This is a genomic window from Oceanobacter antarcticus, assembly GCF_044962685.1.
In the GTDB taxonomy this organism is placed as follows: domain Bacteria; phylum Pseudomonadota; class Gammaproteobacteria; order Pseudomonadales; family Oceanobacteraceae; genus Oceanobacter; species Oceanobacter antarcticus.
The window spans coordinates 17880-30972 of record NZ_JBBKTX010000037.1 but is presented as its reverse complement, the minus strand read 5'-3'; the positions used below and the strand labels follow the sequence as shown (position 1 = coordinate 30972).

The 13093-nt window shown below is 51.5% G+C and carries 7 protein-coding genes and 1 pseudogene; all 8 read right to left on the bottom strand.

The genetic code is table 11. The annotated features are described in order from the left end of the window. Positions 1-630: 630 nt before the first annotated feature. Positions 631-879, bottom strand: a pseudogene (locus tag WG929_RS19970) (transposase domain-containing protein); the annotation flags it as partial. Between the two features lie 20 nt (positions 880-899). Next, on the bottom strand, positions 900-1424 hold the full coding sequence (locus WG929_RS19965) for a helix-turn-helix transcriptional regulator (RefSeq protein ID WP_416207479.1): 525 nt from the start codon (positions 1422-1424) through the stop codon (positions 900-902). An 829-nt stretch (positions 1425-2253) separates the two neighbouring features. Beyond that, positions 2254-6120 (bottom strand): hypothetical protein, encoded by a 3867-nt coding sequence (locus WG929_RS19960; RefSeq protein WP_416207478.1) that lies wholly within the window; start codon positions 6118-6120, stop codon positions 2254-2256. 61 nt (positions 6121-6181) lie between these two features. Then, positions 6182-7957, bottom strand: a complete 1776-nt coding sequence (locus WG929_RS19955; protein ID WP_416207477.1) for a hypothetical protein — start codon at positions 7955-7957, stop codon at positions 6182-6184. 27 nt (positions 7958-7984) lie between these two features. Beyond that, the gene (locus WG929_RS19950) at positions 7985-10708 is read right to left on the bottom strand and encodes a hypothetical protein (protein ID WP_416207476.1); all 2724 of its coding nucleotides are present in this window, start codon (positions 10706-10708) and stop codon (positions 7985-7987) included. Continuing rightward, positions 10705-11217 (bottom strand): hypothetical protein, encoded by a 513-nt coding sequence (locus WG929_RS19945; protein ID WP_416207475.1) that lies wholly within the window; start codon positions 11215-11217, stop codon positions 10705-10707. The genes WG929_RS19950 and WG929_RS19945 overlap by 4 nt, the downstream gene beginning before the upstream one ends. A gap of 145 nt (positions 11218-11362) precedes the next feature. Next, the gene (locus WG929_RS19940) at positions 11363-12439 is read right to left on the bottom strand and encodes a nucleotidyl transferase AbiEii/AbiGii toxin family protein (protein ID WP_416207474.1); all 1077 of its coding nucleotides are present in this window, start codon (positions 12437-12439) and stop codon (positions 11363-11365) included. Next, positions 12439-13056 (bottom strand): DUF6088 family protein, encoded by a 618-nt coding sequence (locus WG929_RS19935; protein ID WP_416207473.1) that lies wholly within the window; start codon positions 13054-13056, stop codon positions 12439-12441. The genes WG929_RS19940 and WG929_RS19935 overlap by 1 nt, the downstream gene beginning before the upstream one ends. Positions 13057-13093 lie beyond the last annotated feature (37 nt).

Below are 13093 nucleotides of genomic sequence, written 5' to 3'. Positions count from 1 at the left end.
CAGTGATGTCGAGCACTTTGACTGGTCGTCCCATGGTTTGCCTCTGCCTGAAAATGCACTCCTCAAAGTAGACTATAACCACTCATATAAATTCTATTTATTTTTGTTAAGGGACACTAGCAGCCTGTCGGACTTAACCAAACAGAAACGAAGTGAGATAATCGGAACACCGACTTCCTGCTTCCGCCCTCCTATTTGGGTATGAATCGGTAAACCCCACTCATGATCCGTATTCCCAATGCATCTTGAGGATGGAATCTACCCTGCACAGGGGGGCAATTTCGTCAACTACCGATTTGCCCATTCAAGCCATGCGACCAACTCCTTTGTCTGTGATTGACCTGATTCAATGGCCTGCAACATATCACGGACAGCCCTTGCCCTTTGATATTGCTCGGACAGGGACAGCAACTGCTCCCTCCGGGCTTTCTCGATTTGCTGGTGTCGGCAGCAGCATGTGCCGACGCTGCTCGGCATACTCCGCCTTGTTATACACCGCCCGAGAGGAGCGGCCGTCCTCGAGAGTCGGGGCCTTTTCAATCCAGTCGCGATTGAAACCGGCTTCATTGAGCAATGTGGAACCGGTACGGCGCAGGTCGTGTACTGTGTAAACGCCAATCGAAACACGCCCTAGCCGAACGCCACATTCCATGGCAATAACGCTTCAATATCCTCAACGCCTTGGGCGTTAGGCAGCTCGTTAAAAATTAGGGCTAAATAATCATACACATTGAGGCCATTGGCCTTGGCCGTTTCGGTCACACTGTAGAGATTAGCACTGGCTCTGGCACCCGCCTGGCTTTTGCTAAACATCCAGTTTTTTCGGCCAATGGTGAAGGGCCGGATGTGAGGCAGCGCCTCGCCCGCCCGGTGCGCTCTCGCAATAGCTGATTTTATGGCTATGCCGTCAGCAACTCCATGCTGTCCCGCCTGCTCATCGGGTGACGAACTGCCTCCTTGGTGATGTTCACTTCTAACGCCACTTGCGCAATTTCCAGTATGCCAACATCAATCCGATAGCCCCCTCGCGCCTTCAGCCAATCAAGCACCTCCACCAGATGCCAGATCGAGGCACTACCTTCGTGAACCGGCATGGGAAACGTCGCCCGGTGGGCGAGCATAAGCTTGCGCATCGCCTGCCGGGAAACCCCCACAATATCGGCCACATCAGTCAGCCCGACAAGATCCGGGGAAGCCTCAATCAGGCGTGCGGAAGGAACAGCGTTTTTGACATCGGCCAGGGCAGTTCGAACTGCTTCTTCTGCGCTGTCTGCCTCGCGGGAGAATTCCAACGCCAAGCGACCAGGCTGCCCCACACCGACGAGGGCGTCATCACAACCAGCGACGCCCAATCGTTCGACGAGTGCGTCCAAATCGCTGTCGCGGTCAGCCAATTGGTATTTCAGCGTAAAAATATATTCCATAGTTCAATCCTCCGACTTCGTATCGCCCCGGCGCTGGTTAGTGGAGCACTTGTCCACCACCCTGCGCAGTGCCCGTGCGTGACTGACGGGATTTCTCGGCGTGCTCCACACACTGGCGATACAGAACTCACCACAGCGGCATTCATCGTCATTGTAAGGGCAGTAGATCTTGCCCCAGGCATGACGGTAAATGGGAGAGTCTTAATCCGGGGAATTCGCGATACCGTCGCTTTTACCGACAAATGTTCCTGCTTGCCGTCGATAGCCAGCGATAGGTAATGAGATGTAAATTTATATAAATCATAAGCTTACGTCATTTTTCCGATAACCACCGATAGTCCATGAAAGACCTTGTTTCACTCCCACTCAATCATCAACAAGGCTCTTAACCCATTGAAGGCAAAGGGTTTATTAAAGGCTGATCTTGGCTTTTACCGTCGCGTTTACCGTCAGAATCGCCAGCTCTTTGTTTCCGCGGGTGATGCAGTGGTTTTTCCGGCGGCGGCATTTCTCACACCATTATCAACCAAAGGACATATTACCAGAGTTACAAATAGGTGCGCGAACGATTAAACCTCTGTCGAATCAAATAGTTTCATCAATTACCGAAAACGAAAAATTTACCGTCGAAAAATACCGTCACGAGCCACCTGGAAAAAAGGGCGCATTTCAAGTTGTAGTACTTCTCTGGGCTTGGAAGTAGCTTTCCACAGCACTGCGACTGGCCAGTATCCCACCGCATCTGCTTAGAGGTGGCAGACAGTTATCAGATATTTTGACGTAATTGAAGATACAGTAAATTGATTCAGAAAGGCGTCCTTTGATTTGGCTAGTTTTTTGCCGCACGTAGGCACTCATCCTCTAGTATCAACATACGCATTAATCCAATTTCGATTGATTGGTCATTCGCTTCCCCAGCAATTGCCAAGTGAGGGCCCATACAAAGCGGCTCCTTGACCATCCTTCCTACCTTTCGTTCATCGAACTCCTCAACAATTTGATTCCATGCCTGATCGAGACAGTCACAGGCCAATTCCATATATTCGGAATCCACTCCCTCAGCCACAGCAGCCACATGATCCCTGCTACTCTTGAAGGCTTCTAGGGCTCTAGAAAAAACCTTGTGTTCATCTGGGTGCAGATTATCGAGATCACGGCAAGCCATGATTCCCGAAAGGTGCATACATGCAGCCAAAGCCCCATCAAAGGCTGCAACCGCTTCGGACGTGAAAAAGGGAAGAGTAATATTCGTTTGCCACTCATCGGAAAAACTCAGGTCAGGTAGCGGCACAGGGGAAGAAGGTGCCATTGCCAGAGGTGCGAGCACGATCCCATTGATAACCGGCACAACCCTGAAGCGCCAGTCGCTACCGAGGCACTGCTGACCAAGGTCCAGCGAATCCTCTATGTAGGTAGCATCTGTTTCCAAATTCTCGATATCTACCGTAATGGCCACTTCCTTTGCCGGCCAATACACACTATCAGGCTCATCCAACGACCGGACCCAACATTTTGAATTCCAGCCTTTGTCCTTGAGTTTTCTCTCCAGAGTTTGAAAGTGCCTGTTAAGACGCTGCTCGGCCCGTATGCTGCAGCGCCTAGCAGCAGAAGGAATCGCCTTACCCGGCGCCCCTTTGCGTGAATTTTTGACAATTGTCTGGATGCTTACTTTTCCACTGTCGTATGCCATCTCATGTAATATGCAAGCAAGATCTTTCAGGCGTTCCTCAATCTTCTGTAGTTCTTGCAATGGTGGCGCTGGGTGTGTCCGCCATATGCCTGACTGCCGTTGTTCATGTGCCTGCGCCGCTAAGCTTCCCGCAAACGTTGCTGCTCCCTTGGCATTTTCGTCAGGAATCCCTCCCAATCGTCTCATGAGATTACCCAAGATGCCGGTGAGTAACGCGCCAAGAGAATCGTCTCCATCCCCATCTTTCACGGGCGTGACCATCACAGGCGCAGGCTTGGCGGGCGTCGCATATGCAAGTGCATTTACCTTGTGGATAATGTCATTGATCTCTACTTCCAAGGTATCTGCATTCCCAATCCTCTTTCCGCGAATCCATTTTTCAGTGAAGGACCGCAGTATTTTGTCAGTCCGTGTTACCAGATCGGCCATCTGCTGTGTGTACTCTGTCAGACTGATCAATACCGATCTGGCCAGCATGATCTGGCGGAAGGCAACATTCCAGGCCACCCGCGTCTTGGCTATAATGTTCTGTCTTGGCATATTCTTGGACCAGGGGCAATGGCCGCCGACAGCGATGGGCTGTCCCAGCGGATTGATTGCATCCGACGCTGCGGCTTCCGCAACCGGGGAGAGCGCGATCAATGTCTCGCAGATACCACAAACTGTCTCATGAGGCTCAGACTGTTCCTGCTCCGCCACGTGATACCAGTCGGAGCGAATGGTCCTACCGTGCTCTCCTTGAGGATCAACAACGGGCCTTTCCACCCACGGGGTTTGAGCCCGGAACCAATCGTACAGGACTTGCTCACCGCCCAACGCCTGCGCAAGCTGTTCGGCTAAATCCGGCGCAATCAAGTAAGCCGTTGATAACAACGCCGCAATCTGACGTATGTCATGCTCTTCGTTATCCACGACATCAGGAGGAATCACCTTGACTTGCACCGGTTCACCGCCACAGATCGGAACAAGACAGGAGAATAGCCTGTTGGCCTGTTCCAGGTTTTGGCTTGCCGGGATGGCACTATTCTCGGCTAGGTAGCCCATGCAAGCGCGCCGTAAATCCAGTTTCGGTAATGCACGGAATGCCAGGATGGCGTTGCGCAGCGTTTGCCACTGCTCCAACTCTGAAAGATCAGGAATATCGATTTGCGCATCACAGCCAAACATTGATGCCAGTGACCATTGCGCGCGCTGGACACCATGCAGCTCCAGGATTTCCATGAAAGTGACAACATAACGCTCAAGGGTAGCCAACCCAAGTCCCGTCAGGATTGATACCCAGACATCAACATCCGGATTAACCCCCAGCATGCCAGCAAGGTTTCGCAGCACTGTCTCCTCCTTTTCGACAGAGCAGGCGCTGAGAATCGACTGGATAACTCCGGGCATGGTACCGGGGGTCACCGCTGCCAGACTTCTCCACAAGGAATCGTCTGCCAGATAGACCACCTCATCATGGGACACCCTGCTAAGCGCCTGTGAACGTAGAGCATGCAATCCTCCCAGCACCCCGGGCCGGCTTTCCCTTATCAGGTGCTCATTGAGAAGCCTGGCCAACGCCCGGCCTGCATCGGCCGGATCAATATCAAGTATTGTGCACAATTCATGAGTTCTCACCTCTGCGCCATAAGTAAAAAGCAGGGAGGCACTTCTTATAATGGCCAACTCATCATCCCGTTTCGCTAGTTGCCGAAGCCGGACCTGCTCTTCAATAACAGCGGAAAGTCGCTTACCCTGCGTCAGCAAATGCACATACTCGAGCATCAGCCCCTCGGCCTGCTCGAAAGGCTCTGCCCAGTGCTCCCAGTTTGTCTGGTTATCGTCGCGGAGTTTGCGCCACACCCCTTCGGCAAGATTTTGATCCAGACTTACTGCAATAATCTCGGTATCCGCTTGGTTTGTGACAAGTACTACATCTTCCTGGCGAATCGAACCGATAAAATGAACAAAGGGGAAACCCCTCAATTCACGGGTGAGCACATCCCACAGGTCGCTGTTGGCCGCTCCCAATTCGTCTATCACCAGTCCCAACGGCAATTTCTCGGATGGCCGCCTTGCCCGCACAAAACTGATGATCGCATCGGCACTGGCCACAACGGCCCGAGGTGTGACTTGGTACCAACAAATTCCACCGGCTAGTGAATTGACCGATAGCCAGAGCAGTGCGGATTTTCCGGCACCGGACGGCCCAGAAAGAAGGACCGGTCTGTGTTGCTTGAGGGCATCGACCACAAGCTGAGTATCACCAGGCCGTTGGATCACCAGCCCCGCAGCGACATGCCCCGGCCTAGCTTTTACCCCCTGATAAAATGCAGGCTCGCTAAGCGAATTGGTGAAATCGACTGGTTCAAGCATGCCTTCAGCCAAGGCGCGCTCAATGGCGGACGGGTCTTCGGCCTCCAGCCGTTCAAAAATACGTCGTTCTACCTCCGTGGTTGAAATTTTCCGGCGACGCTCGAAAGGCAAGGACGCATTCGCCTGAGATGCATCGGCAACGAGACGGTACAGGTCGCTCACAAGCCCTTCGGCGATGATTTTTGCGACACCAAGCTTGTCTGTAATCAGGGCGACACACTCTTCGCCGGGGAATGAGCAAACGAACACCTGGTGGGATGACTTGTCGAAAAGCCGACTGATGTCTAATTCGGTCATATCAGCACAAGATTGCTCCAACACCACGGCGCAGCGTATAGCTGCTTGGGACCTGCTTGCGACAGCTTTGGCCTCTACTTCAGCAAGAACATTCTCTACTCTTTTCCTGGAAAACGACCCGTCCTTGCGTGATTTAATTTGCAGCCAAAAATCCCGGCTCCCGATCTCAATGACACTGTCTTCAAGTCCTTCAGGAATAAGATAACCGGAAGGGTCATGGCCCGCCCACTGACGAATAAGTAATAAAGTGGATACGAAGTGCTGATAGTGAAAACCACGCCCAGCCCACGCCCCCGAGCGCGATGTCGACCAAGCGTCCATTGTGTCGACCGTAAAGTCACCTTCAATAACCACGAAATTCTCCTACACCACTTTCTCCAGAGGACCCATTCCTCAAGGCAAGGTACAGCTTTGCTCACTGATCACCGCACTCCAGCAACTTCTCAATAGCAGCAGCTACCCTATCTAAAGAATCAATAACACCATCCATTACAAAGTCCAGCGCCCTTCCATAGCCGGCATTGACATTAGCTGTGTCAAAGCCAAGATCCTGTAACGTCACAAGACACTGTTCCATCATCTCGTGAGCATCCGCTATTCTGAGATCGTTATTCAGGAACAACGGAGCCATGGCCTCATTACGCCTCTTCCATCCCTCAGGCTCTCGACCTGAAGCAAAGGCGTCACCTGTTTCCTCTTGTTCATTCAAAGCTTCAACCACATTCAGGAGCGCCTGCAGCAACTTGAGGCTTCCCAGAGACCGAAGCTCCGGCCTTGGGCACCCCGCCTGCTCCAACAATCTTTTAAGGTACCCGTTAGGAACACGTTGCCATATCTCATGCAGGCTCTTGCAGCGAGCTAGGAAGGCCTGTTGCGTCATATCCACTGGGGCGACTTGGGCCAACCGACTGAGCATCGGATAGGCCAACCAGCCGTTGGCCGCTATTTCGGCGTTATCGAAGCCAGTCAGCTCTGCTGCCGGTTTGTTAAGCCCCGCCGTGGCACCGAGTGCGGAAAGCCCGTCACCCAATCGTAGAAGTGCATCAAGCAACCTCTGCACCTTGGCGACCACATGTTCTTCATCTAAGTCAACATGCGCAATGTCAGCCGGATCAACAGCGAATGATCGAGCGTGCAGGACTTCACGGTCTGGTTTTGGCTTGTACAACTCACGCATCGGTACCTTGATCAGATTTCGCCCTACTCGACGACAATCAGTGAAACTCCATTGCCCCCTATACGAAGGACTACAATGCCAATGTTCCCAAACATGGACCGGCGTAGAGTCATAAAAGGCATTTTGTTCGTACTTTTGAAGAAACCGATCATCAAGATAGACTGGATTCCCCGCCAAGAGGGCATTCGCACGTGCGTGCGTCATGGGCTCTGCGGCACCCGGCCAAAAAATGCCTTCAGCCGTCTGTTCCAGGCAGAGTTCCGGCATTACCGCTTCGACTGATGCCCACAACTGAAGCAGAAGCCCTCCCTTGTGCTCCCTGATATCCAATTCATACCAAGCAATGCCCTCCTCTGGCTGTAGTGCAACATGAGCTTGTCCCCCCATGAGTGTGCGAAGTTCAGGAAGGTCTGCCAACTGGGCTTCATAAAAAAAGACTCGTACACCGCGAGAACCTCGCATCCAAAGATAGCGCCTGAGGTGCTCGTTTGATATTTTCCAGGTGACATTTCTATTTAGTTGATAGTGGTAACTGCTGGACACCTGCCCCTCAGCGACACTGAACTCAGGAAGACCCAGGTCATCATAAACCAAGCGCTGATCATCATTCCCTACACAGCGTGGAGTTAATCCGAGAGTCATCCAGACCTTCTCGGCGAGATTGAATGCGTAAGAAGAACTATCCCCCCACGCCGCGATAACGTAGTCATATCCGGAGATAGATGGAGTGAATTTTTCTATACATCCGAGATTATCGCCAATGGGAACTGAGGACTCAACGACGCCACCCCCTGCTTCCGACGGCACTTCGATGGGGCCTTCTTCCACACCAGGCACCACAGCCATTTGCAGGTGAAGATGTTCTGCCTGATCACCGTACGGGTCAGACTCTTGCATGGAGAGAACCTCCACAGACTGACTTGGTGATAGCCCAACAGGTTCCAGCAAGCCACGTAACTTTGGCGGCATGATACCTACTGGAATAGGAAATGCTGCTAGATAGTTAAACGGCATGGACTCTCCAATAGGCATGCTATGTCATCAGGTTGTGTTTCTTTGATCATCAGAGCCTTCATGGTATCCATGTTCTCTAAGCGCCATTGCTTCGAGATCATGCTGGTTCACTTCAGATGCCGCTTTCACACTCAACTTTCGTTTCAAGACAGCAAGCTCGGTAACAAACTCAGGGCCCCCTGCCTTCAAGACGGCAGGAACCAACAGATATGCCCCTGCCCGACTATAGGTATTAAGGAAGCGATTTAAGTTGGCATCTGACTCGGCATGCATAGTCTGGATACGCGATGTCATGACAAAAAGCTTCCCTTTTTCCTCTTCCTCTTCAGGAGAAATACGTGAAGTAATGAGGACACGGTAGTGTGCTGGATAATCAGCGGAAATACCTCGAACAACGGCTAAGTAGATATCCTCATTCTTGTCAGCCGTTCCAAAGCGTTCGTGCCAGCGCTCAAAAATCTTCCTCGCGGCTTCTTCATTTGTAAACATAAGAGCAATAGCCGGCGGGTAAGATGCTCCCCAGTCAGCGAATGCAGCACCGCTCCAGCCGGCCTGGTTCCAAAGGTGCACATCAATTACTGAACGGACACCAAGATCGCGGTGATCTGTCGGAGTTGGGGGCATGTCAAGCCCCTCATCCGACGAGGCATCATCACTATTCTCTACAGGAGTGAGGTCAAGGCGATTAATAATTGGGCGTGATGATTTAAGTTCAAATGTCGAAGTAACCATTTCGGTCCAATCGCTCAATCTCGAAAGCCGTCTATCGAAGATACGTTGTCGGCTGTTTCCGATAACAACAATCATCCCTATTCGATCGAGCACTGCTTCATTTTCAAAAAGACACTCGACTGTTTTCTTAAAATCTTCTGAATAACAGGTCGCTGAAAACATTGCAGCGGCTAGTCCAACCAACGTTTTCTGGACAATATCCTGGTGAGTATACTCTGCAGGAAACATGTCAACTGGCCATAGAACGGTTGCTGACATATCGTCGGTATCGATTTTGAAATCAGGCGTCGCATATTCCGAACTTTCCTGAATGGTAATAGAAAATCTTTCGGTATGTGCCACCACATCAAGATCAACTGCTGTCGCAAAAAGTGCCTCAATTGAGCCGACCACGGCCTCAGCAGCGAGAACTGAGGCCTCGGAGCACTGATGATAAACCTCCACACGAATTCCCTGTACCCTTGAGACGTAGCATTGCGATTCCGCCCCGTTAAGAATAATGGGGCCATGCGGGTTGCTAGACGCAGGCTGACTGGCCAATAGCGTGAAAAACTCAGCTGCCCCCTCTTCCGTTTCTTCTTCCGGGATTACGCCTTCATCCCGGAGTGTTGCCTCATGGCCAAGCACGTAAAGCAGGGAATTCCGACTCTGATACAAGCCCAACCCACCAAGAACATCAGGCAACTGGGTTAATTGCTGAAGCTCTCCTATTGAAATAGTCAGAAGCTGGCTACCGAGAATGAGATCAAATTCCGTCAGGCGTTCCGCGAGACGCTCCTGGGACGCGTCATCAAGAGGTAAGCTGGCCGCACACCCTCGCGCCAACCGAATAGCTTCCAATGCATCTGGAATATGTCGAAGCTCAACAGCGATCCAAGCCAGCATCATGACCGTAGGCACAATGGAAGCAGGAAGGTCGTTATCCTCTTCAGCTTCGATACATATCGAGGCTATTGCGAAAATGCAGCTAGCCCGTGCAGCCCAAAGCAACCCAGCGCTACGATACGCCATCGAGAGCAACTGCAGGGCTTCGATCAGCGATTCCGCATACTCTTTCTTTGTTAACTGTCGGGCAGCTTTACCCAACAATCTGATCATTTCAAAATTATTCTCGAAATCCAGTTGCTGTGCACGTTTAAGAAGAATGAGCGCCCCCTGAGCTTCGCCTGTACGCTCAGACACAAACGCAGCCATGTTATCCACAAGCTGTCGATAACCAGGATCACTGCCAGCGATATTGCCAAACACTTCCACCATCTGAATCAAACGCTCCACAGAGAACTCACCAAGCCCCCTTGCCTGCTTTAGCACTTCAGAAAACTGCGGCCATAGTGGACTGAGTCCCTTATGGTCCTGACTAAACGCCGCTTGATTGACTTGAATCACCAGGAGCGAGGTTTGGGCCTCAAGTGCATTGTTTGGCCTCGCTGTATCCGCAGCCATGGACCGCAGTCTTTCGGTCAATCGGGCCATCCGGTCATTCAACTTCGCGTCATCAGAGGATAGATGCTGATGTATTACTGAGTTGAACAGTAGCTGAGCCAGGTTACACAAAAGCTCCAGGTTTTTGGCGTGATCCGTGTCGATGATCAACACTTCAAAGGCATCGTAGTTATCATTCAAGTAGAGAATATCGTCAAACCACCAGAACGCTGTCCAAATTTGTTCATAGCGCGCTGCGAGTTTTTGGCGGGAGGTGCCATCTCGTTCAGCAAGACGAACGGCGCGGACAAACCGTCCGTCTGTTTCGGTTCGAGGACGCTCCAGATTGCGTGAAAGTTTTGCAGCAATCAGCGCCTCCGTCACGCGTTGCATTTCCATCCCGGTAAAAGCACCCGGATCGTCAATTACTTTTTCGATATCTTCGAGCTGACGGGAACGAGAATAGTCCGTTGGGCCGAGGCGATGCGTGTCAACCAATTCCTGACCAACGTCTAAGTAGTTATATGCCAGATCCTTTCGATCACAATCGACCACCTGATCGACAATCCAGCTTCGATCGAGAATGGTGACAGTCACACCGTACTTGTTGCTAAGCTCATCTTCGATCCGTGCACGGTCTTTTGCCCTGGCGAATTGTGCTGTAACACAATAAATTTCTGATAGCCGCGCCCTGTTTCAATTATCCCAGCTACGTCATTGCGTACTTTCTCTGACCATTTCTTCTTTGCGCTGAAAGCAAATGCCCAGCGCTCCTGACTGGAACTAGGCTCTCCTACATAATTGAGTATTGCGACTTCTTCAGCAACAGGGACAGTCTCAGTATCCGCTTTGCTATCTCCACCACCCTCAGGCCCCGTGGCGGGCTTCAAGTGCGGACAGATTGTACGTTCACATAGCTTACGGCAGAAAATTTCAAACTCGTGAGTCTGATTGCGAGCGGTGATGGTATCCAGGTGGTACTCAAGTGTTGCGCTATCTAGCTGATATGTTGTGTGGTCTTCGGTATCTGAATAATACTCAGGGCGAAGCTGGCGCATGAACTCTGAAGGAGACACAAGATTTTCTCTCGACGATTTCTCAGCCATTTCTAATCTCTCTTATTTTCAGAATGGGCGTTCGTTGGCGCCTATCACGGCCGGGAATTCACGAATCATCTGAGCACGAGTTCAAGCTGTGTATCGAACGACACCAAGCCATTCTCTGCCCCCTCTTTCACAACATCACAAGTTCTCAGCGGGAACAATTATCCAAAGCATCCATAACAGTTTTATTGATAACATCCTGCGCCCGAGATATCCGTTCAACAATCTGATCGAAGTCATCTGGCTGCCGACGAACAAAGAACATGCGTCCCTGGATTGCTGCCTTGTGATCCGAGGCGATACCCGCCAAACGTTCAGCAGCAGGAACAAGCGTTAGCTCACCCTGCAACGCCAACTCATAATCGACCCCTTTCTCTGCCCAGCGCTGTTTTTTCATCTCGACAACGTCATCACGCGCTTGGTTTGCACTGGCAAGGTCAACCACCCCTTTTTGCAGCATACAATCAACATCGTACCAGTGCCTGGCCAGACGGTGGGCATCCGGCTCCCTTTGCATCGTTGAAAATTGGTGAAGCGCCGTCAGCTTCTCCCACATGATGTAAGACGGGTCATAGGCTTGAACTGTTGCCTTCGGAAGTGTCAATTCCTGTAGTTCCGGGATATCCGCCAGATAGCTTTCAATTGCATGAGTCTCTGTGGGCTGTCCCCGGTTCCGACCACCAAATTCCAGCAACACATGGTCGAGGTGGTAATTGTTGTCGCCTTTGATCACACGTGGAAAGTGCACATTGATCTTCTCACCGTGCGAGTCCGCTTCCAACTCGGCACCCAGCCCTTCAATACCATATTCCGCCAAGCGCTGATTGAGCCTTTTGACGAATTGTTCAGACCACGCTATCAACCGATCACTTTGGCGTTTGCGAAATTTTTTGATTTGACTGCCACTGCTGATGGATTGCTCCCAGGCAGCAGCTTCATCTTCAGCATCGGCCAGGTCGGCCCAATGGATGGAGAGGTCGATATCTTCGGAAAACCGATCTATGACTTTCCAGCACTTGCTAAGCGCAGTCCCCCCTTTAAAGGCGACGGCATAGTCCCCCAGAAGCCGCTCTTCATACAGCAAGCGTAGGATCTCCGTCACCCACAGGTCTTTTTCCAGAAAGAAATCGGGTAACCCATCCTCATGCTTCTGGGCACCCAGCATTAATATCTGTCTTAGCTCTTCACGCTGTTTGGCGTCTCGATAAAAATCCAATATGTGCATCAGGAGGCCAACTCCAATTGTTGGAGCTTTCCTTGCCAGGCATTCAACAAGGGAAGAGAACGCAGCTTATGGAGCACTGATCTGGTTTCCACCGGCGAGAGGGACAATCGCTGAATAGCCTTTTTCAGGCCTGACAATTCCACAGACCCGGGTGGCGTCACTAAAAGACCCCGCAGCAACATTCCTTCGGGCGTTTTTTCCCAGCGCAGTTTCTGGCCACTGATATGACGCACCTCAACAACCTGATTGCCAATTCTGAACTCCCTAGAAGGCCCATTGCTCCAGTAAACCGTCTTCATCGGTGCTTGGGTCTGAAAGCCCAGACGATAAGCTGCTTCTTGGCCTTGGCTCACCAGTTTATAGCCATGCTCTCTCGCCCAAACCTTGGCGACCTGTTCCGCACTGGCCGTTGTCTTGATGGAAGGCATGCTCGGCAAGGGCTTGGGACGCACATAAAACCCCTTGGACACCCGCTCAACCACACTCTCTTGCGCCAGACGGCTCATCGCCTTTTGCACGGATGTGCGACTCCCCAGGGAATAGAACCCTGTAATGGAGAAAGGAACACCACGCTTCATATGGTTTACCCGGGACGATACTTTCATAGCAACAGACATGACTGCTTAAATCCTGACGAGTAGAGTTTAATGTGAT